This is a genomic window from Paracoccus sp. TOH (assembly GCF_030388245.1).
Classification (GTDB): domain Bacteria; phylum Pseudomonadota; class Alphaproteobacteria; order Rhodobacterales; family Rhodobacteraceae; genus Paracoccus; species Paracoccus simplex.
The window spans coordinates 1236828-1258819 of the sequence record NZ_CP098360.1; the positions used below are offsets into that span (position 1 = coordinate 1236828).

Here is a 21992-nt window from a genome sequence, read left to right on the forward strand (position 1 = left end):
CATGACATTCGTGATCACGACCTATGACTGGGTGCCGCCCTTTGCCGTGGGCTATGTCCGCGACCTGCGCATCCGCTGGGCCTGCGAGGAAGCCGGCCTGCCCTATGAGATCGAGACCACCAGCGTGCGCGACAAGACCCCGCAGCATTTCGCCCGCCAGCCTTTCGGCCAGGTGCCGATCCTGCGCGACGGCCAACTGACGCTGTTCGAAAGCGGCGCGATCCTGCTCTATCTCGGCGAACGTTCCGAGGCGCTGATGCCGCGCGAGGCCGCCGCGCGGGCCGAGACCCAGCAATGGCTGGTCGCCGCGCTCAACAGCCTCGAGCCGGTGGTGATGGCCATGGCGCTGGCGCGGATCTTCGACCAGGACGCAAGGGCCGAGGAACTGGCCCTGCCGCGCCTGCAGGAACGCCTGGCGCAACTGGTCCCGGTGCTGAAGGGGCGGGACTTCATCGCCGCCGGCCGCTTCACCATCGCCGACATCCTGCTGGCCGATGTGCTGCGCATCGTGGACAGCATGGGCGAGCTGGTGGCCCATCCGGTGCTGGCGGATTATATGAACCGCATCACCGCGCGCCCGGCCTTCCGGCGCGCCCATGCGGCGCAGGTGGCGCATTTCGCGCAGGCGGCGTGATGCTGACGCTCTATGGCCACCCGTTGTCCTCCTATACGCAAAAGGTGCTGATCGCGCTTTACGAACTGGGGACGGATTTCGAGTTTCGCCATATCGACCTGGGCAACGGGGGTGACCGGGCGCTGATGCGCTCGGTCGAACCCATGGGCCGGATGCCGGCGCTGCGCGAGGGCGATCTGGTGCTGTCGCAAAGCTCGCTGATGATCGAATGGCTGGACCGGCACCATCCCGGGCCGTTGCGCCTGCTGGACCCGGACCCCGACGCCTCGCTGCCGGCGCGGCAATGGGATCGCTTCCTGGATTTCCAGGTCATGCAGATGATGCAGCAGATCGTCGATGCCCGCATCTTCATGGCCGAGGGGGCCGAGGAACGGGTCGCCCCCTTCGCCCGCGACAAGCTGGACCTGGCCTATGCGGCGCTCGACCGCCAGCTTGACGGCCGGGACTGGATCGCGGGCGGCTTCGGCCTGGCCGATTGCGCCGCCATGCCGGCGCTGTTCTATGCCGGCGCCGTCCATCCCTTTGCGGATCATCCGCACTTGGCCGGGTATTTCGAGCGGCTGGTGGCGCGGCCCTCGGTCCTGCGGGTGATCGCGGGCGCGCGGCCCTTCTATGGCTGGTTCCCGTTCAAGGACGGGTTCGCGGCGCGGTTTCTCTAGCGCCTCTTGGCCTTTCGCCGTGGTTTCGCTATCCCCTTTTCGATTCGAGGGGTAAGCGACATGGCCATGGACAAGAATTTCGACGCCGGGACCGCCGAGGCGCGGATCGCGCGGGAATGGGCGGCAAGCAATGCCTTCGCCGCGGGCGCCAATGCGAAACCGGGGGCGGAAAGCTTCTCGGTGGTGATCCCGCCCCCGAACGTGACCGGCAGCCTGCATATCGGCCACGCGCTGAACAACACGCTGCAGGACATCCTGGTGCGCTGGCACCGGATGCGCGGCTTCGACACGCTGTGGCAGCCCGGCCAGGACCATGCCGGCATCGCCACCCAGATGGTCGTGGAACGGCGCATGGCCGAACGGCAGGAACCGAACCGCCGCGAGATCGGCCGCGAGGCCTTCCTGCAGAAGGTCTGGGCCTGGAAGCAGGAATCCGGCCATACCATCATCGAGCAGTTGAAGCGCCTGGGCGCGTCCTGCGACTGGTCGCGCAATGCCTTCACCATGTCCGGCGCCCCCGGCGCCCCCGCGGGCGAAGAGGGCAATTTCCACGATGCCGTCATCAGGGTCTTCGTGGACATGTATGACAAGGGCCTGATCTATCGCGGCAAGCGGCTGGTGAACTGGGACCCGCATTTCGAGACCGCGATCAGCGACCTGGAGGTCGAGAACCGCGAGGTTCCCGGCCATATGTGGCATTTCAAATATCCGCTGGCCGGCGGCGCGACCTATGAATACGTGGAACGCGACGCGGACGGCAACGTCACCCTGCGCGAGACCCGCGACTATATCAGCATCGCCACCACCCGCCCCGAGACCATGCTGGGCGACGGCGCCGTGGCCGTGCATCCGGACGACGCGCGCTATGCCCCGATCGTCGGCAAGCTTTGCGAGATCCCGGTCGGACCCAAGGAGCACCGCCGCCTGATCCCGATCATCACCGACGACTATCCCGACCCGGATTTCGGCTCGGGCGCGGTCAAGATCACCGGCGCGCATGACTTCAACGACTATGCCGTCGCCATGCGCAATGGCATCCCGCTTTACGCGCTGATGGACGGCAAGGGCCAGATGCGCGCCGATGGCCTCGGCTATGAGGACAGCGCCGAGATCGCCACCCGCGCCGCCAAGGGCGAGGATGTGGGCGACGTCTCGAACGTGAACCTGGTCCCCGAGGAGCTGCGCGGCCTCGACCGTTACGAGGCGCGGGCGCGGGTGGTCGAGGCGATCACCGAGGAAGGGCTGGCCGTCACCTATCTGCACAAGTCCCTCGACAAGGAAACCGGCGCCGAGCATCTGGAGCGCCGCCCGCTGGTCGATGCCAAGCCGATCATGCAGCCCTTCGGCGACCGCTCGGGCGTGGTGATCGAGCCGATGCTGACCGATCAGTGGTTCGTGGACACCGCCAAGATCGTCGGCCCGGCGCTGGAAGCGGTGCGCAGCGGCGCGACGAAGATCCTGCCCGAGCAGCATGAAAAGGTCTATTTCCACTGGCTTGAGAACATCGAGCCCTGGACCATCAGCCGCCAGCTCTGGTGGGGCCACCAGATCCCGGTCTGGTACGGGCTCGACCTGCGGCTGGAGGGCCAGGTCGAGGACGACCATGACGGCGTGCTGGACGAGGTCGAGATCTTCGCCCTGTTGGAAGAGGGGCTGGTGCATCGCGACGAGATCCACCACGCCGCCTCGGGCTTTGCCGAGGTGGCCGAAAAGTTCCGCGATTCCATCGCCGAACTGCCGGTGCCGCTGGAGATGGCCCGCGTGGTCGAGGTCGCAGACCGCGAGGCCGCTATCGACGCCTTTGCCCAGGGGCTGGCCGATTACAACCTGACGCAGGATCTGACGAAGCTGGTCTATCCGGTCTGGCGCGACCCGGACGTGCTGGACACCTGGTTTTCGTCGGGCCTCTGGCCGATCGGCACGCTGGGCTGGCCCGAGGATACCGCCGAGCTGCGCAAGTATTTCCCGACCGACGTGCTGGTGACCGGTTTCGACATCATCTTCTTCTGGGTGGCCCGGATGATGATGATGCAGCTGGCCGTGGTCGGGCAGGTGCCGTTCCGCACCGTCTATGTGCACGGGCTGGTGCGCGACGAAAAGGGCGCCAAGATGTCGAAGTCGAAAGGCAACGTCATCGACCCGCTGACCCTGATCGACGAATACGGCGCCGACGCGCTGCGCTTCACCCTGACCAGCATGGCCGCCATGGGCCGCGACCCCAAGCTGGGCCCGAAACATGTCGAGGCGAACCGCAATTTCGTCACCAAGATCTGGAACGCCACCCGCTTCGCCGAGATGAACGGCGTCCGCGGCGGCGGTGCGCGGCCCGAGCCGCGCCATGTCGTCAACCGCTGGATCATCGGCGAGCTGGCCCGCATCCGCCAGGCCACCGACGAGGCGCTGGAGAGCTTCCGCTTCAACGACGCCGCGGCCGGGCTTTACGGCTTCGTCTGGGGCAAGGTCTGCGACTGGTATGTCGAGTTCTCCAAGCCGCTGTTCGACGGCGAATATCGCGAGGAAACCCAGGCCACCATGGGCTGGGTGCTGGACCAGTGCTACACCCTGCTGCACCCGATCATGCCCTTCGTGACCGAGGAGCTTTGGGCGCTGACCGGGGAGCGCCGGCGGATGCTGGTGCATGGCGACTGGCCCGCCTATGGCGACGAGCTGATCGACGCCGAGGCCGACCGGCAGATGAACTGGGTGATCCAGCTCATCGAAAACATCCGCTCGGCCCGCGCCCAGATCGGCGTGCCGGCCGGCGCCCGTCCCGACCTGATCGTGACCGAGGCCGACGAGGCGGCGCGGGCGGCGCTGGCCGCCAATGCGCCGCTGATCGAGCGGTTGGCGCGGGTGAACCCCCCGCAGGACGGCGCTATGGGACCGGGGATGATCTCGGTCGCGGCGCTGGGGGCGAGCTTCGCCCTGCCGGTCGGCGAGATGATCGACGTCAAGGCCGAGACGGCGCGGCTGGAAAAGGCGGCCGCCAAGGCCGAGAAGGACGCCTCGGGCCTGCGCGGCCGGTTGGCGAATCCGAAATTCGTCGAGAACGCCGAGCCCGAGGTGATCGAGGAGACCCGCGAGAAGCTTGCCGCGCTGGAGGACGACCTGCTGCGCATCCGGGCGGCCCTGGCGCAGCTGGCGGCGATGTGACCCCAGGCCTTGGCGCCCCGGCCGGTGGCGCGGTCGCATGGGTATTTGGAAAACGGTGAAGATCAGGGCCGCTCGGACAGGGCGGCCCTGATGCTTTCGGCGATCATCGCCGGAACCTCCGGGGCAAGGCCGAGCGGGGGCAGCACCAGACCGCGGAAGCCGGCCTCGGCCAGGGCCGCGGGCAGGTCGTCGGTGACATGCTCGGCCCGGGTGGCGAAAAGCGGCAGGCAGATCGTCTGCGCCGGCAGGTCGCGGGCGGCGTCGGCAAGGAAGGGCGTTTCCTCGATGAAGCCGCAGCTGGCGGCGGCGACATGGGGGGCGAGGCTGGCCGCCATCCGCCGTGCCGCTTCGGCGGGCGCGCGCGAGCGGCCGGAGCCATGGGCGGCGAGCAGAAGATGGGTTTGCGCGGGCGGCCAGCCCTGCGCCTCGGCGGCCTTGGCGATCAGCCCGAGGCAGAGCGCCGGCAGGCGCGGGTCGCTGCCGAAGGGCGGCAGGATGCGGGCATTCGGCGCGCCGGCCAGCCGCAGGCGGCGGGGCAGTTCGCTGCGGGTGAACCAGCCCGCCGCCATGAACAGCGGATAGATCAGCGTCTCGTTCTCGGCCAGGTCCAGCGCGCCGGGCATGGCCAGCGTCGCGCCCCGGACCTGCGCATCGGCGACATGGATGCGGGCGGCCAGCGCCTCGATGGCCTGCTGCTGCGGGGCCGGGTCGCCGGGCTGGCCATGGGCGACGATCAGGACCTGGGGCAGCGCCCTATGCACGGAAGGCGGCGGCGAAGGGTTCGGGGATGGCGAATTCCTGCAGCGCCCGGGTGCGGGCCATGGCAGACATCTTGCGTGCGGTCTTTTCCACGATGCGCTGCAATTCGTCCGGGTCGCGGCCTTCGGCGAAGGGGCCCATATACCAGCGGATGAAGGTGAAGCAGGCGACGTCCTCCAGTGCCTGCACCTCGTCGTCGCGCTTGATGCCCTGCTTGGTCAGCATTTTCCCGGCATGGACGACGTCCGCTTCGGCATAGCCGGCCTCGCGCATGATGCCGTCGATGCGGGCGGCGTGGCGGCGGCCCTGTTCGGTGCGCCAGGCCAGGTAGCCGGCGCGGTCCATCGGATAGGCGTCGCGGGGCAGTTGCCAGCGTTCCACATGCTGGCCCCGGCAGGCGATGCGCAGGGCATCCGAGGCATCGGGATAGAGTGCCTGCTGCTCGGCCGTCATGCGCTGGCCGTAGAGCAGCGCCTCGGGCCGGCCCTCGGGGTCCAGGTGCGGGTCGGCGGCATTGGCCTTGTCGATGGCGTCGAAAGCGGTCTGAAGGCGGGTCATGATATCCTCTCTTTGCGCCATCATGCCGCAGCGGCGCGTCGCGTCAACGCGGATTGCCGCGGCCTGGGAAGGCGACTAGGCTGCCGACATGGCATGGGGCGAATTCATCCTGGCGCTGGCGGTCTTCCTGGGCTCGCATGTGATTCCGGCGCGGTTCCGCGGGCCGCTGGTCGCGGCGCTGGGGCGGCGGGGCTATGTCATCGGCTACAGCCTGCTGTCGCTGGCGCTGCTTTATTGGCTGATCCTGGCGTCCGGGCGGGCGCCCTATGTCGAGTTATGGCCGCAATGGCCTTGGATGCGCTGGCTGGTGAATATCGCCATGCCCGTCGCGGTGCTGGTGGCGGCGGTCGGCGGCATGGCGGGGCTGATGGCGGGCTTTGCCCTGTGGGGCGCGGCGCATCTGGTCGCGAACGGAGACCTGGCGCATGTCATCCTGTTCGGTCTGTTGCTGGCCTATGCGCTGTTCGGACTGGCGCTCGGCCTGCGCCGCGGCGCGGCGATGCATCCGACCTGGCCGCGGCTGGCCTTGGCGGTGCTGGTCTGGCTGGCGCTGTATCTTCTGCATCCGCTGGTGATCGGGGTCAGCCCCCAGCCCTAGGATCGGGCGGTCTGAAGCCCTCGGGGATGCGGTCGCGACCGTCCAGGATCAGGTCGGCCAGCATCACCGCGCAGGCCGGCGCCATGGCAAGGCCGATCTTGAAGCCACCATTGGCGACGTAATGGTCCGGCCGTCCGGGCCAGGCGCCGACCAGCGGCGCACGGGATCTGGCGCGCGGCCGGATGCCGGCCCAGCGGTCCACCACCGGCGCATCGCCAAGTGCCGGGCAAAGCGCGCGCGCCTTGTCGATCAGCGCCTCGAGCTGCGCGTCGGTGGCCGTGTCCATGACGTCGCGTTCCGAGGTCGAGCCGATGGCCACCGTGCCGTCGGCATGGGGCACGATATGGACCCCGTCGGCAAAGACCTGCGGTGCGTCGGCGGCGGAAAACGCCAGCAGCGCCGACTGCCCCTTGACGCCGCTGCCGCCAAAGGGCGCCAGTCCCGCGACGCCGGTGGCCCAGATCGCCGGGGCGTCCGGGGCGGGCTGCCCCTCGACGATCTCGCCGCCCCGGGCGCGGATGGCGGCGGCCAGCGCGGCGCCGGCCCGGCGCGGGCTGATCCGCGCCGTCAGCCGGTCCACCAGCCACAGGCCCGAGGGCGAGGCCGGCACCAGCAGCCCCTGCGGCGCATCGGTGAGTTCCATCCCCGCCCAGCCCGGCCAATGCGCGCCGGCGGCCGCGATGCGCTCGGCCATGCGCGGCGCGGCGCCTTCGGGCACCGGCTGGATGCGGCCGCTGCGGGCATAGCCGGGATCCACGCCGCCCGCCGCCGCCACTTCGGCCCACCAGTCCGCTGCCGCGACCAGGGCATCGAGTTGCACCTGTTTCTTAGCGTTCCAGTTTTCCGGCGCATGCGGCGCCAGTGCGCCGACATGCCCGCCCGAGGCGCCGGCGCCGATCCGCGCCGTTTCGAACACCCGCACGCGGGCGCCCCGCCGCACCAGTTCCCATGCGCAGGCGAGGCCGAAGACACCCGCGCCCGCCACCGTGATTCCGCTTGCCATTCCGCCGCCCCTTGCCGCATTTGCCTGCAAAAGAGGAGTTAGCGCGGATGAATGAGCGCGACCAGAGCAGCGCCGACCTGGACTGGCGCGAGGGGGCGATCCCGGTCTCGCGTCGTTTCGACGACCCCTATTTCAGCCTCAGCGGCGGGCTGGAGGAGACGCGGCATGTCTTTCTGGCCGGCAACGACCTGCCGGCGCGGCTGCGGCCCGGCTTCCATGTCGCCGAACTGGGCTTCGGCACCGGGCTGAACCTGCTGGCGCTGGCGCAGGTCGTCACGGTGCCGGTCCGCTTCACCAGCTTCGAGGCCTTCCCGATGAGCCTGGACGAACTGGCCCGCGCCCATGCCGCCTTCCCGGAACTGGCGCCGCTGGCGGATCAGTTGCGCGCCGGCTGGCCGCAACGCCGCCTGTCCGTGGGCCTGGTCGAGGCCGAGATCATCGAGGCCGATGCCCGCCAGGCGCTGCCCGGCTGGGACGGCCGCGCTGATGCCTGGTTCCTGGACGGGTTTTCCCCTGCCAAGAACCCGGAGCTTTGGGGCGAGGCGCTGATGGCCGAGGTGGCCCGTCACACCGCACCGGGCGGCACATTCGCCACCTATACGGCGGCCGGCCATGTGCGCCGGGCGCTGGCGGCGGCAGGGTTCGCGGTGACGCGCGCGCCCGGCTTCGCGGGCAAGCGCCACATGAGCTGTGGCCGGCTCTAGCGCCGGCCGTTCTAGCGTCGGACCGGCGGGATGCGGCTTGGCGGATAGTCGATCGGCGCATGGGGCGGCCGGCCCTGGGTGCGGCGCCAGAAGGCCGGGCCGCCGCGGCGCAGGAACAGCGGCACGGCCAGCACGATGCCGGCGACGAAGCCCGCCGCATGGGCGATATAGGCCACGCCGTCATCGGCCATGCTGGCGGTCGAGAGCAACTGCAACCCGAACCAGGCCAAGAGCAGCACCCAGGCGGGAATGGTGAAGCGGCGGATGATGACGATGATGATGGCGATCACGTCGACGCGGGCGCGCGGGAACATCAGCAGGTAGCCGCCCATCACCCCGGCGATGGCGCCCGAGGCGCCGACCATGGGAATGCCGCTCATCGGCTCGGCGGCGATCTGCCCTGCCGCCGCCGCCAGTCCGCAGGCGAGATAGAAGACCAGGAAGCCGGCATGGCCCATCTGGTCCTCGAGATTGTCGCCGAAGACCCACAGGAACAGCATGTTGCCGGCGATATGCATGATCCCGGCATGCAGGAACATGTGCGTGACCAGACCCCAGAGCCATTCGCCATGCATGATCGCGACCGGATACAGCGCCAGCCGGTCCCAGAGCCCGACCTGGCCGCCGGCCCAGGGCATGGTGACCAGGAACAGGACCAGGTTCAGGAAGATCAGCCCGGTGGTGACATAGGGCGTGCGTTCGGATGGGTTGTGATCGCGGATCGGGAACATGGGCTCAGCCTGAAGCATCGCATGGGCGCGCGCAAGCGGCCCTGTTCGGATCGCCGGACCGCGTATAGCATCGACCCCGAATCGTATCCGAGGAGGGGCCGATGACCAGCCTGACCGACCGCAAGAACGCCGCCATCTCGCGCGGCGTGGGGATGACGACCCAGATCTATGCCGAGCGCGCCGAGAATGCCGAGATCTGGGACAAGGACGGCAACCGCTATATCGACTTCGCCGCCGGCATCGCCGTGGTCAATACCGGCCATCGCCATCCGCGGGTGATCGCGGCGGTCAAGGAACAGCTCGACCGCTTCACCCATACCTGCCACCAGGTCGTGCCCTATGAAAACTATGTCGCGCTGGCCGAGCGGCTGAATGCGCTGGTCCCCGGCAAGGGTCCGAAGAAGACCGCCTTCTACACCACCGGCGCCGAGGCGGTGGAGAACGCGGTCAAGATCGCCCGCCACCATACCGGCCGCGCCGGGGTGGTGGCCTTTGCCGGCGGCTTCCACGGCCGCACCTTCATGGGCATGTCCCTGACCGGCAAGGTCCAGCCCTACAAGGCCGGGTTCGGGCCGATGATGAACGACATCTGGCACCTGCCGTTCCCGACCGCGCTGCACGGCGTCACGGCCGAGGACGCGCTGGCGGCGCTGGACCGGCTGTTCAAGGCCGATATCGACCCCTCGCGCGTCGCCGCGATCATCATCGAGCCGGTGCAGGGCGAAGGCGGCTTCTACGAGGCGCCCGCCGGCTTCATCCAGCGGCTGCGGCAGATCTGCGACCAGTATTCGATCCTTTTGATCGCCGACGAGGTGCAGACCGGCTTCGCCCGCACCGGCAAGCTGTTCGCGATGGAGCATCACGGCGTGGCGGCCGACCTGACCGCCATGGCCAAGGGGCTGGGCGGCGGGCTGCCGATCAGCGCCGTCACCGGCCGGGCCGAGGTGATGGACAGTCCGGCGCCGGGCGGCCTTGGCGGCACCTATGCCGGCAATCCGCTGGCCGTCGCCGCCGCCCATGCCGTGCTGGACGTGATCGAGGAGGAAGGGCTTTGCGACCGCGCCACCCGTCTTGGCCAGCGGCTGAAGCAGCGCCTGGCCGGCATCGCGGACGGGGTGCCCGAGATCGCCGACATCCGCGGCCCGGGTTTCATGAACGCGGTCGAGTTCAACATCGCCGGCAGCGACAAGCCCAATCCCGATTTCGCCAACCGCCTCCGCGAGGAGGCCTTGAAGCGCAAGCTGATCCTGCTGACCTGCGGTGTTTACGGCAACGTGATCCGCTTCCTGGCGCCGCTGACCATCCCGGATGCGGTCTTCGACGAGGCGCTGGACATTCTCGAGGAATCGATTGGGGCCGCACGCGGCTGAACCCGCGCTTCACCGTTTCCCAAATACCCGTTCGACCGCGCCGGCGGGAAGCCTTGGCCGGGTATATGGAAACGGAAAGAGCCGCCGCGCCAATCGCGGCCCGCCCGGCGCGTCTTCCTTGCCCCCAATTCTCATGCGGCGGCGCAGGCCAGCACCGTCGCATGGGTATTTGGGAAACGGTGAAGACGCGAAGGTCCGGCCCCGGAGGGGCGGTGTCGTGCGCTTTTCTTGTCGATCGAATGCCCGGGGCAAGGGCGCGCCGGACGCTCTAGCCCAGGGCCTTGGAGCCCATGTGCAGGAATTTCTGCCGGCGATCCTTGATCAGCTCGGCCGGTTTCTTGCCCTCGAGCTCGCCCAGCATGGCCGAGATCACCTCGCCCACGGCGGCGATGGCCTCGGCCGGGGCGCGCTGGGCGCCGCCCAGCGGTTCGGCGATGATGCGGTCGATCACCTCGAGCTTCTTCAGATCCTGCGCCGTCAGCTTCAGCGCATGGGCGGCCTCGCGCATCTTCTCGGCATCCTTCCACAGGATCGAGGCGCAGCCCTCGGGCGAGATCACCGAATAGATCGAATGTTCCAGCATGGCGATGCGGTTGGCGGTGGCGAAGGCCACGGCACCGCCCGAGCCGCCCTCGCCGATGATGACCGAGACCAGCGGCACGCCGATCTGCAGGCATTTCTCGGTCGAGCGGGCGATGGCCTCGGACTGGCCGCGTTCCTCGGCGCCCTTGCCGGGATAGGCGCCGGGCGTGTCGACCAGGGTGATCACCGGCAGGCGGAAGCGGTCGGCGATGTCCATCAGCCGGATCGCCTTGCGATAGCCCTCGGGACGGGCCATGCCGAAATTGTGGCTGATGCGCGACTTGGTGTCGTTGCCCTTTTCATGGCCGATGACCACGCAGGGCTTGTCGTGGAAGCGGGCGAGTCCGCCCATGACCGCGTGATCCTCGCCGAAGGCGCGGTCGCCGGCCAGCGGCGTGTATTCGGTAAAGAGCTGGCCGATGTAATCCCTGCAATGCGGCCGTTCGGGATGGCGGGCCACCTGTGTCTTGCGCCAGGGATCGAGCTGCTTGTAGAGGTCGCGCAGCATGTCCTCGGCCTTCTTGTCGAGGGCGGCGGCCTCTTTTTCCAGATCGACGCCCTCGCCCTTGCTTGCCAGGACGCGCAGTTCCTCGGCCTTGCCTTCAAGATCGGCAAGGGGTTTCTCGAACTCCAGGTAAGTCATGCAGGGCTCCGCGCTGTCATCCGGTCGGGTTGCGGTCTATATGCTTGCCCGGGGTCCGGATTGCAATGTCAGCCTTGCCACCGGGCCAGCGACTTCTCGTCCTCGTCCCGGGCCTCGACCCAGGCGCCGGCGCCATCGGGGCCGATCTCGCGCTTCCAGAACGGCGCGCGGGATTTCAGCCAGTCCATCAGGTATTCCGCCGCCGCGAAGGCGGCGCCACGATGCCGGGCGGCGGTCGCGACCATCATGATCGGCTCGCCCACCGCCAGCCGGCCATGGCGATGCAGGATGCGCCAGTCGCCGAGATCGAAGCGGCGCGCGGCTTCCTCGCCATAGGCCTGCAGGGCCTTTTCGGTCATGCCGGGATAGTGTTCGATCTCCAGCGCCACCAGCCGGCCGCCTTCGTCGCGCACCAGGCCCGAGAAGGTGACGATCGCCCCGGCGCCGGCGCCGAAGCCGGCCAGCTCGGCGGCAAGGTCGAAAGGTTCGGTCTGGACGCGGGCGGACATGGATCAGCCCCCGGTCATCGGCGGGAAGAAGGCGACCTCGCGCGCGCCGGCCAGCGGCGCGTCCAGGTCGGCCAGTTCCTGATCCACGGCGACGCGCACCGCGGCGAGGTCGGCCAGTGCCGCCGCGTGCCACTGGTCCATGCCGGCCAGTTCGGCGACCAGCTCGCGCACGGTCGCGGCCTCGGTCTCGATGCTTTCGCGGGGCTGGCCGACGCGCTCGCGCAGCCAGGCGAACCAGAGCACGTCAAGCGGCATGGTCGTCCCTCAGATAGGGCCGGGCCTTGGCGAAATAGTCCCAGCCGGTGATGGCGGTCAGCACCGCGGCAAGCCAGATCAGCAGCAGCCCGAACTGTGTCGCCAGGTCCGACCAGCTGTCGGACCAGGGCAGGCTGGTCTCGCCCACCAGCGGCGGGTGGCCGGTCTCGTAATAGTTCAGCCCGGTGCCGAGGAACAGCACGGCGATGGCGACCATCTGCGCGGTGGTCTTCCACTTGGCCAGCTTCGTGACCTTCAGGAGCCGCGACTGGTCGCCCAGGAACTCCCGCAGGCCCGAGACGAAGACCTCGCGGAACAGGATCACCGTCGAGGGCAGGATCAGCCAGGGGTTCATGCCGGAATAGCCGGTGATGACCACGACGGCGATGATCACCATGGCCTTGTCGGCGATCGGGTCCATGGCGGCGCCGAATCGGCTTTCCTGCCCCCAGGCGCGGGCGAGGTAACCGTCGAACCAATCCGTGATGGCGGCGACCAGAAACAGCGCCAGCGCCGCGAAATCGGCAAAGGGCCGGGTGAGGAAGAAGAACATCAGCGGCACCAGCGGCGCGGCCGCAAGTCGCAGAACGGTCAGGATATTGGGCAAGGTCCAGCGCATGGGGGCAATCTAGGCGCTTGTGCGCGCCGGGGGAAGGGGGCGCGGCGCCAAGACGGACCGCCGGCCGGAAAGGCGCTTGCCATGGCGCCGGCGGTCGGATAGGGAATTTATGAAATGTAATAACATTACCAATTGGCAAACTGGAAAGGTGCAGGACACATGCCAGGAAAGACGATCAGACATATCGGCGCGCTGCTGGCGGCGGCGCTGCTGCTTACCGCCGGGCAAGCGGCGGCGCAGGGGAATGCGGGCGGCGATCACGCGCATGACCATGGCCACGACCATGCCCACGCGCATGACGATGCGATCGACAAGGGCCATTTCGAGGATGCCCAGATCCGCGCCCGCGCGCTGTCCGACTGGGAGGGCGACTGGCAGTCGGTCTATCCGCTGCTGACGGACGGCACGCTGGGTCCGGTGATGGCCCACAAGGCCGAGCATGGCGGGAAAAGCGCCGAAGACTATCGCGCCTATTACGAGACCGGCTACAAGACCGACGTGGACCGCATCACCATCAAGGGTGACAGCGTGACCTTCCACCGCGGCGGCGAGGCGGTTCGGGGGCGCTATGCCGGCGACGGGCACGAGATCCTGACCTATAAGGCCGGCAATCGCGGCGTGCGCTACGTCTTCAGCAAGGTCGGGGGCGAGGAGGCGGCGCCGCGGTTCATCCAGTTCAGCGATCACGCCATCGCGCCGGTCAAGGCCGGGCATTATCACCTCTACTGGGGGGACGACCGCGTGGCCCTGTTGAAAGAGGTCAGCAATTGGCCGACCTATTATCCTTCGGCGCTGAGCAAGCAGCAGATCGTCGCGGAGATGCTGGCGCATTGACATCGGGACGCAAGGGCGGTCCCGGCGCCGCCCCTATCCCTTGTGGAAATGGTCCAGGATCTTCTGCGCCATGGATTCGCTGATGCCCTCGACCGCGACCAGATCGGCAAGCCCGGCGCGGCTGACCGCCTTGGCGCTGCCGAAATGCTGGAGCAGCGCCCGCTTGCGGGCCGCACCGATGCCCGCGATCTCGTCCAGCGGATTCGCCATCGTGGCCTTGGCCCGCTTGGCGCGGTGGGTGCCGATGGCCCAGCGATGCGCCTCGTCGCGCAGGCGCTGGACGAAATACAGCACCGGGTCGTTCATGCGCAGCGCGAAGGGCCGCTGGCCGTGGCGGTGGAATTCTTCCTTGCCGTGGTCGCGGTCCTCGCCCTTGGCGACGCCGATCATCGGGATGTCCTCGACCCCCATGTCCGCCATGATCTGATGCACCGCCGAAACCTGCCCGGCGCCGCCGTCGATCAGCAAAAGGTCGGGCCAGATGTCGGTCTGGCGGTCTGGATCCTCTTTCAGCAGGCGCGAGAAGCGGCGGGTCAGCACCTCTTTCATCATGCCGAAATCGTCGCCGGGGGTGATCTCGGTGCCCTTGATGTTGAACTTGCGATACTGGCTCTTGATCCAGCCCTCCGGGCCGGCGACGACCATGCCGCCCACGGCATTGGTGCCCTGGATGTGGCTGTTGTCATAGATCTCGATGCGCTGCGGCACGGCGGGCAGGTCGAAGGCCTCGGTCAGCCCCTCCAGCAGCCGCTGCTGCGCGGCGCTTTCCGACATGCGGCGGGCCAGGCTCTCGCGGGCGTTGCGCAGGGCGTTTTCCACCAACTCGGCCTTTTCGCCGCGCTGCGGGACACCAAGCGCGACCTTGCGCCCGGCCTTTTCCGACAGCGCCTCGGTCATCAGGTCGGGATCCTCGATGCCATGCGACAGCAGGATCAGCCGCGGCGGCACCTTGCCGTCGTAGAACTGCGCCAGGAAGGCCTGCATCACCTCGTCGGCCGATTCCACGCCGTTCAGCCGGGGATAGAAGTCGCGGTTGCCCCAGCTTTGATTGCCGCGGATGAAGAAGACCTGCACGCAGGCCTGCCCGCCCTCCATGTGCAGCGCGATCACGTCGGCTTCGGGCACACCGCGCGGGTTGATGGCCTGCACCGCTTGCACGGCGGTCAGCGCCTTGATGCGGTCGCGCAAGGCGGCGGCGCGTTCGTACTCCATCGCCTCGGCAGCCTCGGCCATCTCGCGCGCCAGGTCGGCCTGGATGCGGGTGGTCTTGCCCTGCAGGAACAGTTCGGCATCGGCGACCAGGCCGTTATATTCCTCCAGCCCGATGCGGCCGACGCAGGGCGCGCTGCAGCGCTTGATCTGGTAAAGCAGGCAGGGCCGGGTGCGGCTGGAGAAGGTGGCATCGGTGCAGCTGCGCAGCAGGAACACCCGCTGCAGCTGGTTCAGCGTCCGGTTCACCGCCCCGGCGCTGGCGAAGGGGCCGTAATAGTCGCCCTTTTCCGCCTTGGCGCCGCGATGCTTCTTGATCTGCGCGAAGGGATGCGACTTGGCGACCAGAATATTCGGGAAGGACTTGTCGTCGCGCAACAGCACGTTGTAGCGCGGCTTCAACTGCTTGATCAGGTTCTGTTCCAGCAGCAGCGCCTCGGTCTCGGTGCGCGTGGTTAGGAACATCATCGAGCAGGTCTCGCGGATCATCCGGGCGATGCGCGCCGAATGCCCGCTGCCGCGCGCATAGTTCGAGACCCTGGCCCGGAGGTTCCGCGCCTTGCCGACGTAAAGCACCGCCCCCTGCGCATCCAGCATCCGATAGACCCCCGGCGAGCCGTCGAGCGTCCGCAGATAATCCTGGATCAGCGTCTGGCCGGTCTTTTCCGGCCGCTTTTCTGGGGTGGAATCGGTCATGCTGTTAACGAAATGATTCTCGGCCTCGGCTGCAAGTTCCAGTGACGAAGATCAAGCTGAATCCTGTCCACGGAATCTGTGGATAACTCTGTGAATCAGCTTGGGAGCAACACGCGTTCAATAAGCGTTTCTTGGGGTTTCGTCGATCTGATTAAAATTCAGGCAATTCTGCAGGGCGCTGATTTGGAAGGATATTTTTTCTCTGCCATACAATCCACTGAATTTCTTGCCAGAATCGTGAAGGAAGGGTGAAGGCTATCCAAAAGGTGGACAACTTGCCGCGGCGGCAGCCCTTGGCGCCTATTCCACCCCCAGCACGTCGGGCGTGCGCCAGGCCAGATGCTGGCCGCCATCGACGCAGATCAGCTGGCCGGTGACCGAGGGCGCGTCCAGCAGATAGCCCAGGGCGGCGCAGACATCCTCGGGGCCGGCGCCGCGCTGCAGGATGGTGGCGGCGCGCTGGTTGGCGAAATGGCTGTCGGACTGGCGCAGCCCCTGCACGGTCGGGCCGGGGCCGATGGCATTGACGCGGATATCCGGCGCCAGGGCCTGGGCCGTGGTCCGGGTCAGCCACCACAGCCCGGCCTTGGCCACGGAATAGGTCATGAATTCCGGGGTCGGCTTCAGCACCCGTTGGTCGATCATGTTGACGATCAACCCCTGCGCCAGCGGCTCGGCGCTGCTGTGATCGGCCTTGGGGGCCTGGGCGGCGAAGCCTTGGGTCAGGATGAAGGGCGCCTGCAGGTTCGAGCCGATATGCCGGCCCCAGCTTTGCCGGCTGGCGGTGCGGATATTGTCGTATTCGAAGATCGAGGCGTTGTTCACCAGCACCGTCAGCGGTCCCAGCGCGGCCTGGGCGCGCGGCACCAGCGTTTCGGTCTGGTCGGGGTCCAGCAGGTCGGCATGCAGGATCTCGACCCCGACGCCAAGCGCGCGGATCTCGGCGGCGGTGGCCCGGGCCTCCTCGGCCGAGGCGTGGTAATGCAGGGCGATGTCGTGGCCGCGCCGGGCCAGGTAAAGCGCCATGGCCTTGCCCAGCCGGCGGGCGCCGCCGGTGATCAGCGCGGTCACGGCCTTGCGCTCCGGTCCAGGTCCGCGGGCCAGGCGGGAAGCGGGGCGAGATCCTTGGTCATTTATGCGGCAATCCCAGGATGCGGGCGATGATCCGGCGCACGCCCGGCCCGGCGGCCAGCGCCAGCGCCACGATGATGAGCAGGCAGAGAAGCACGGTCTTGATCATCCGCGGCCCGCCCCGAAGCGCGAGAACGCCGCGCGCTCTTCGACCGAGCCCAGCAGCTCATCCGCCGAAAGACCGAAGCGCCGCAGCAGCGGCACGCGCTGGCCATAAGTCAGGAAGCGGATCTTCTCGCCGTAAAGCTCGCGCATCTTCGGCACCAGATGGGCGATGCCGTCGGCCAGCCCCAGTTCGACCGCCTCGCGGCCGGTCCAGATCTCGCCGGTGAACAGGTCGCGATCCTCGGCCAGGCGGTTGCCGCGGCGGGCGCGCACCTGCTCCTTGAAAGCCTCGTGGATCGGACCCAGCAGCCGGTTCAGCCGCTCCACATCCTCGGGCGTCTGGGGGCGGAACGGGTCCAGCATCGACTTCGAGCGGCCGGCGGTATGCACGCGCCGCTCGATGCCGTGGCGCTGGATCAGCTCGACGAAGCCGAAGCCCGAGGAGATCACCCCGATCGAGCCCAGGACCGAGCTGGCATCGGCCCAGATGTGATCGGCGCTGCAGGCCAGCCAGTAGCCGCCCGAGGCCGCCACATCCTCGACGAAGGCGTGAACGGGCACGTCATGCTCCTCGGACAGGCGGCGCAGGCGGGCGCCGATCAGGCTGGACTGCACCGGAGAGCCGCCGGGAGAGTTCAGCGCCAGCGCGACCGCCAGCGGCTTGCGGCGCTTGAAGGCGCGTTCCAGCAGCGGTGCCAGCGCGGCATCGGACAGGCCGGGCCCGCCGCGGCCGGCGACCCCGATGGCGCCTTGCAGGCGCAGGACGGCGACAGTGGCCGGGCGGTTCAGGAAAGGAATTCTCATGGACACCAGATAAGGTTGTGGCGGCGCGGCGGCAAGCGCTCAGCCCCGCGCTTTCAGGAAGTCCAGCACTTCGGCGCGGCCGGGCATGGCGTCGCCGGCGCCGCGGCGGGTCACCTGCAGCGCGGCGGCGGCAGCGGCATGGCGCAGGGCGGTCGGCGGATCCTCGCCGCGCGACAGGCCGGCGGCGAACCAGCCGGCGAAACAGTCGCCGGCGCCGGTGGTGTCCACCGCCTGCACGGCGAAGGCCGGCTGGTGCCAGACCTGGCCGCTGCGCAGATCGCGGAATTCGGCGCCCTCGGCGCCGCGGGTGATCAGCAGCGCCTCGACCGGCAGATCCTCGCCGAAGGCGGCAAAGGTGTCGCGGGCCTCGATCGCGTTCACCGCCAGGATCGAAACATGCGGCAGCACGGCGCGCAGCGCCGCGATCTCGAAGGGCGCGGCGGAATAGATCACCTGCGCCCCGGCCCGGCGGGCCAGCGCCGCGGCCTCGGCCTGCAGGTTGGTTTCGTTCTGTATCAGCAGGATGTCGCCGGGGCCCAGACCGGCGCGGCCCGGCAGGTCGGCGGGCAGGGCAAGATTCGCGCCGCCATGCAGGATGATGGAATTCTCGCCTCCGGCCTCGACCAGGATGATGGCATGGCCGGTGGCAATGTCCGCGAGCCGGAGGATGGCCGAGGTCTCGACCCCCGCGGCGGCGAGGCGGTCGAGCACCCAGCCGTCGCCGGCGCCCGTGGCACCCAGATGCACGACCCTGGCCCCGGCCCGCGCCGCTGCAACGGACTGGTTCGCGCCCTTGCCGCCCAGGCCCTGGGTATAGGAGCGGGCGTGCAGCGTTTCGCCGGCGCGCGGCAGGGCCTGCAGACGATAGACATGATCAATGTTGATCGAGCCGAGATTGTAGATCGTCATCTGCCCTCCGACTCCGCCTTTTCACCGTTTTCCAAATACCCATGCGACGCTGGCGGTGCGTCGCGCCATTTTCAGCCTTGGCGCGGCAGCTTGTCCATCCCGGAAAAGAAAAACGCGCCCCGGGGGGCGCGTCTTCGGTTCAGAAAGCGGCGATCACTCCGGCTTGCGCGGATGCTTGATCGGCCACCAGAGCCTCTTGTTGGTCAGATACAGCAGCGCCGCCAGAACGATCAGGAACAGCACCGAGACGAAACCGATCTGCTTGCGGTCCATCATCTTCGGCTCGGCCGTCCACATCAGGAAGGCGGCCACGTCGCGCGACATCTGGTCGACGGTGGCTTCGGTGCCGTCCTCATAGGTGACCTGGCCATCGCTCAACGGCGGCGGCATCTTGATCCAGTTCCCGGGGAAGGCGGCGTTGTGATAGAAGGTGCTGCCCGCCTCCTCCTTGTCCTCGCCGTTATAGCCGGCCAGAACGGCATGGATGTATTCCGGGCCGCCGATGCCGTTGAACAGCTGCGAGATGCCGGTGCCATAGGGTCCGTGGAAGCCGGCGCGCGCCTTGGCCATCAGCGACAGGTCCGGTCCCATGCCCTCGCCCGAGACGGTCGGGAAATGGTCGGTCGGCTCGCGCGGGCGATCCTCGCCGGTTTCCTCGTCGGTGACGTCGAAATTCGCGGCATAGGCGCGGACCTGATCCTCGGGCAGGCCGGGGCCGCCCTCGTCGCCCAGGGTGCGCAGCGGCACATAGCGCAGACCGTGGCAAGCCGAGCAGACCTCGGTATAGACCTGCAGGCCGCGCTGCAGCTGGAACTGGTCGAACTTGCCGAACGGTCCCTCGAAGCTGAACGAGATGTCCTCGATATGCGCGGCGGCATGGCCTTCGGCCGCGGCGGGTGCCTCGGCCGGGGTGGCCTCGGCAGCCGGCGCTTCAGCGGCAGGGGCTTCGGCGGCGGGTTCTTCCGCGGCAGACGCCTCGGTCGCCTCGGCGGCCGGCGCTTCGGCGGCTTCCTCGGCCGCGGCTTCCGGCTCGGCCGCAGTTTCCGGTTCGGAGACCGGCTCGGCGGCTGCGGGCTGGGCCTCGGTTTCCGCCGCCGGTTCTTCGGCCGCAGGCTGCTCGGGCGCGGCGGTTTCCTCGGCGGGGGCGGCTTCCGCAGCGGTGTCCTCGGCCGGTTGCGCCTCATCGGCCGCCGGCTGTTCCGCCGCCGGTTCTTCGGTCGCGGTTTCCGGGGCTGCCGCGGCGGCAGGCTTTTCAGCCTCGGGTGCCGCTTCCGCTGCGGCTTCCGGCGCTGCCGTGGCGGTCGGCTGAGCCGAGGTTTCCGCCGCAGCTTCGGGTGCCGCGGCCGCCGGGGCGGCCGGCGTGCCGGTCTGGTAGCTCGAGCCCGCGGGAGCGGTGGTGCCGGGCGCCGTGCTGGCGTCCTGTGCCACCGCGCCGCCTGCCAAGGCAACCGTCAGGGCCGCAACGGCCGTGAGCGATGCGTTTCTCAGGGTCATTGATGCCTCTCCTTACTCGGCAGGATGGGTTGCGGGCCCGTAATGGGCGTTGAAGTCTTCCTCGATGGTCTGCGGCATGGGCAGCGGCTTCTCGATGATGCCGAGCAGCGGCAGGATCACCAGGAAATAGCCGAACCAATAGGCCGCGCCGAACAGCGCGATATAGGGGTAGATGCCCTCGGCCGGCATGGCGCCAACCCACATCAGGACCACGAAATCCACGGCCAGCAGCCAGAACCACCACTTGAACAGCGGCCGGTACTGCCCCGAGCGCACGCGCGAGGTGTCAAGCCACGGCACCAGCGCCATGACCAGGATGGCGCCGAACATGGCGATCACGCCGAAGAACTTGGCGTCGATGATGCGGAAGGACAGCCAGTTCACCAGCTGCACCAGCCAGACATCGGCGGTGAAGGCGCGCAGGATGGCGTAGAAGGGCAGGAAATACCATTCCGGCACGATATGGGCCGGCGTCGCCAGCGGGTTCGCCTCGATATAGTTGTCGGGATGGCCGAGATAGTTCGGCATGAATCCCACGACGGCGAAGAACACCACCAGCACCACGGCCAGCGCGAACAGGTCCTTGATCACGAAATAGGGCCAGAAGGGCAGGGTGTCCTTCTGCGCCTCTTCCTTCGAGGCGCGGCGCACCTCGATGCCGGTCGGGTTGTTGTTGCCGCTGGTGTGGAAGGCCCAGATATGGACGATCACCAGCGCGGCGATGACGAAGGGCAGCAGATAGTGCAGCGAGAAGAAGCGGTTCAGCGTGGCATTGTCCACCGCCGGGCCGCCCAGCAGCCAGGTCTGGATCGACTCGCCGATGCCGGGAATGGCGCCGAACAGGCCGGTGATCACCGTGGCGCCCCAGAAGGACATCTGGCCCCAGGGCAGCACGTAGCCCATGAAGGCAGTGCCCATCATCGCCAGGTAGATCAGCATGCCGACGATCCAGGTCACCTCGCGCGGGGCCTTGTAGGAGCCGTAATAGAGGCCGCGGAAGATGTGGATATAGACGGCAAAAAAGAACAGCGAGGCGCCGTTGGCATGCAGGTAGCGCAGCATGTAGCCGCCGTTCACGTCGCGCATGATGTGCTCGACCGAGGCGAAGGCCAGGTCGACATGCGGCGTGTAATGCATGACCAGCACCACGCCGGTCGCGATCTGCAGCACCAGACAGAATGCCAGCACGATGCCCCAGATCCACCACCAGTTCAGGTTCTTGGGGGTGGGGATCATGATGGTGTCGTAGATCAGGCCGACGACGGGGAGGCGGCGATGCAGCCAGCGCTCGAAACCCGTCTTGGGCTCGTAATGGTCGTGGGGAATACCGGCCATGTGCGCCTCCTCAGCCCAGCTTGATGGTGGTTTCGTTGACGAATTCGGCAACGGGGATGTGCAGGTTCTGCGGTGCCGGGCCTTTGCGGATGCGGCCGGCCGTATCGTAGTGCGAACCGTGGCAGGGGCAGAACCAGCCGCCGAAATCGCCGGCGCCGTCGCCGATCGGAACGCAGCCCAGATGGGTGCAGACGCCGATCATCACCAGCCATTCGCCGGCCTCGTCGAGCGCGCGGTTCTGGTCGGTGGCGGGCTCGCCGGGCTTGTTGGCATTCTCGGCATTCTGGTCGATCAGGTCGCCCAGTTGCACCTCGCGGCCCTTCTGGATCTCTTCCTCGGTGCGGCGGCGGATGAACACGGGCTTGCCGAGCCATTTCACCGTCAGCTGGGTGCCGGTCTCGACGCCGCTGACATCGACCTGGATCGAGGCAAGCGCCTGGACATCGGCCGAGGGGTTCATCTGGTTGACAAGGGTCCAGGTCGCGGCTCCGGCCGCAACGGCGCCGGCACCGGCGGTCGCGAAGTAGAGGAAGTCCCTCCGGGTGCCGTGGTCACCTGCGTGTTCGTCTGCGTGGGACACGGGTTTTGATCTCCATTTATGCCCCGAAACCGGGGCGATACGACGGAACGGGCCGTGCATCGCACAGCCCTCGCATGGGCGGTTCTAGCGATCAAATTCCTGTCAGTCCAGCCGGGCC

Annotated in this window: 21 protein-coding genes and 1 pseudogene; 7 read left to right on the plus strand and 15 right to left on the minus strand. The window is 68.2% G+C overall.

What is annotated here, in order from left to right; translation table 11 throughout:
- Position 1 precedes the first annotated feature (1 nt).
- From NBE95_RS06140 to NBE95_RS06150, 3 genes are read left to right on the plus strand one after another with little or no spacing between them, the layout of a single operon-like run.
- Positions 2-634, plus strand: a complete 633-nt coding sequence (locus tag NBE95_RS06140; protein WP_289893031.1) for a glutathione S-transferase family protein — start codon at positions 2-4, stop codon at positions 632-634.
- Positions 634-1293: a glutathione S-transferase family protein gene (locus NBE95_RS06145; RefSeq protein WP_289893032.1), complete on the plus strand. Its 660-nt coding sequence runs from the start codon at positions 634-636 to the stop codon at positions 1291-1293. The genes NBE95_RS06140 and NBE95_RS06145 overlap by 1 nt, the downstream gene beginning before the upstream one ends.
- Before the next feature lie 60 nt (positions 1294-1353).
- Positions 1354-4446: a valine--tRNA ligase gene (locus tag NBE95_RS06150; protein ID WP_289893033.1), complete on the plus strand. Its 3093-nt coding sequence runs from the start codon at positions 1354-1356 to the stop codon at positions 4444-4446.
- Between the two features lie 62 nt (positions 4447-4508).
- Here the strand turns inward: NBE95_RS06150 and NBE95_RS06155 are convergent, their stop codons facing one another.
- Both NBE95_RS06155 and NBE95_RS06160 read right to left on the minus strand, forming a co-directional pair.
- Complete coding sequence (locus tag NBE95_RS06155) at positions 4509-5195, minus strand: CbiX/SirB N-terminal domain-containing protein (RefSeq protein WP_289894848.1); 687 nt, start codon at positions 5193-5195, stop codon at positions 4509-4511.
- A 4-nt stretch (positions 5196-5199) separates the two neighbouring features.
- Positions 5200-5763, minus strand: coding sequence for a DUF4202 domain-containing protein (locus NBE95_RS06160; protein WP_289893034.1), 564 nt, complete (start codon positions 5761-5763; stop codon positions 5200-5202).
- 88 nt (positions 5764-5851) lie between these two features.
- On the opposite strand from NBE95_RS06160, the gene NBE95_RS06165 reads away from it, so the two are divergent.
- A complete protein-coding gene (locus NBE95_RS06165; protein WP_289893035.1) occupies positions 5852-6361 on the plus strand; it encodes an NnrU family protein in 510 nt (169 codons plus the stop codon).
- Here the strand turns inward: NBE95_RS06165 and NBE95_RS06170 are convergent.
- Positions 6345-7364 (minus strand): FAD-dependent oxidoreductase, encoded by a 1020-nt coding sequence (locus tag NBE95_RS06170; protein ID WP_289893036.1) that lies wholly within the window; start codon positions 7362-7364, stop codon positions 6345-6347. The genes NBE95_RS06165 and NBE95_RS06170 overlap by 17 nt on opposite strands.
- Before the next feature lie 47 nt (positions 7365-7411).
- Here NBE95_RS06170 and mnmD point away from each other — a divergent pair, with 47 nt between their 5' ends.
- Entirely contained in the window at positions 7412-8068 is a 657-nt protein-coding gene (gene mnmD, locus NBE95_RS06175) for a tRNA (5-methylaminomethyl-2-thiouridine)(34)-methyltransferase MnmD (protein WP_289893038.1), read from the plus strand.
- Between the two features lie 11 nt (positions 8069-8079).
- Here the strand turns inward: mnmD and NBE95_RS06180 are convergent, their stop codons facing one another.
- Entirely contained in the window at positions 8080-8799 is a 720-nt protein-coding gene (locus NBE95_RS06180; protein ID WP_289893039.1) for a rhomboid family intramembrane serine protease, read from the minus strand.
- A gap of 101 nt (positions 8800-8900) precedes the next feature.
- On the opposite strand from NBE95_RS06180, the gene NBE95_RS06185 reads away from it, so the two are divergent.
- Positions 8901-10169 carry a 4-aminobutyrate--2-oxoglutarate transaminase gene (locus NBE95_RS06185; RefSeq protein ID WP_289893040.1) on the plus strand — a complete coding sequence of 423 codons (1269 nt, stop codon included), beginning with the start codon at positions 8901-8903 and terminating at the stop codon, positions 10167-10169.
- Between the two features lie 268 nt (positions 10170-10437).
- Here the strand turns inward: NBE95_RS06185 and NBE95_RS06190 are convergent, their stop codons facing one another.
- The 4 genes from NBE95_RS06190 to pgsA all read right to left on the minus strand — a co-directional run bounded on the left by NBE95_RS06190 (position 10438) and on the right by pgsA (position 12777).
- The gene (locus tag NBE95_RS06190; RefSeq protein ID WP_289893041.1) at positions 10438-11394 is read right to left on the minus strand and encodes an acetyl-CoA carboxylase carboxyltransferase subunit alpha; all 957 of its coding nucleotides are present in this window, start codon (positions 11392-11394) and stop codon (positions 10438-10440) included.
- A 68-nt stretch (positions 11395-11462) separates the two neighbouring features.
- The gene (locus NBE95_RS06195; RefSeq protein ID WP_289893042.1) at positions 11463-11903 is read right to left on the minus strand and encodes a molybdenum cofactor biosynthesis protein MoaE; all 441 of its coding nucleotides are present in this window, start codon (positions 11901-11903) and stop codon (positions 11463-11465) included.
- A gap of 3 nt (positions 11904-11906) precedes the next feature.
- Complete coding sequence (moaD, locus tag NBE95_RS06200) at positions 11907-12158, minus strand: molybdopterin converting factor subunit 1 (RefSeq protein ID WP_289893043.1); 252 nt, start codon at positions 12156-12158, stop codon at positions 11907-11909.
- Positions 12148-12777, minus strand: coding sequence for a CDP-diacylglycerol--glycerol-3-phosphate 3-phosphatidyltransferase (pgsA, locus tag NBE95_RS06205; protein ID WP_019353066.1), 630 nt, complete (start codon positions 12775-12777; stop codon positions 12148-12150). The genes moaD and pgsA overlap by 11 nt, the downstream gene beginning before the upstream one ends.
- 159 nt (positions 12778-12936) lie before the next feature.
- On the opposite strand from pgsA, the gene NBE95_RS06210 reads away from it, so the two are divergent.
- The gene (locus NBE95_RS06210) at positions 12937-13611 is read left to right on the plus strand and encodes a metal-binding protein ZinT (RefSeq protein ID WP_289893044.1); all 675 of its coding nucleotides are present in this window, start codon (positions 12937-12939) and stop codon (positions 13609-13611) included.
- 33 nt (positions 13612-13644) lie between these two features.
- Here the strand turns inward: NBE95_RS06210 and uvrC are convergent, their stop codons facing one another.
- The 7 genes and pseudogenes from uvrC to petA all read right to left on the minus strand — a co-directional run bounded on the left by uvrC (position 13645) and on the right by petA (position 21874).
- A complete protein-coding gene (gene uvrC / locus NBE95_RS06215; RefSeq protein ID WP_289893045.1) occupies positions 13645-15516 on the minus strand; it encodes an excinuclease ABC subunit UvrC in 1872 nt (623 codons plus the stop codon).
- Between the two features lie 300 nt (positions 15517-15816).
- A complete protein-coding gene (locus tag NBE95_RS06220; protein WP_289893046.1) occupies positions 15817-16587 on the minus strand; it encodes an SDR family oxidoreductase in 771 nt (256 codons plus the stop codon).
- A gap of 165 nt (positions 16588-16752) precedes the next feature.
- Positions 16753-17556: a S49 family peptidase gene (locus NBE95_RS06225; protein WP_289893047.1), complete on the minus strand. Its 804-nt coding sequence runs from the start codon at positions 17554-17556 to the stop codon at positions 16753-16755.
- 39 nt (positions 17557-17595) lie between these two features.
- On the minus strand, positions 17596-18465 hold the full coding sequence (locus NBE95_RS06230; RefSeq protein WP_289893048.1) for a PfkB family carbohydrate kinase: 870 nt from the start codon (positions 18463-18465) through the stop codon (positions 17596-17598).
- A 153-nt stretch (positions 18466-18618) separates the two neighbouring features.
- Positions 18619-19332: pseudogene (locus NBE95_RS06235) on the minus strand (cytochrome c1); the annotation flags it as partial.
- A gap of 639 nt (positions 19333-19971) precedes the next feature.
- Complete coding sequence (petB, locus tag NBE95_RS06240; RefSeq protein WP_019352398.1) at positions 19972-21294, minus strand: cytochrome b; 1323 nt, start codon at positions 21292-21294, stop codon at positions 19972-19974.
- 10 nt (positions 21295-21304) lie between these two features.
- Positions 21305-21874 (minus strand): ubiquinol-cytochrome c reductase iron-sulfur subunit, encoded by a 570-nt coding sequence (gene petA / locus NBE95_RS06245; protein ID WP_289893049.1) that lies wholly within the window; start codon positions 21872-21874, stop codon positions 21305-21307.
- Between the last annotated feature and the right edge of the window lie 118 nt (positions 21875-21992).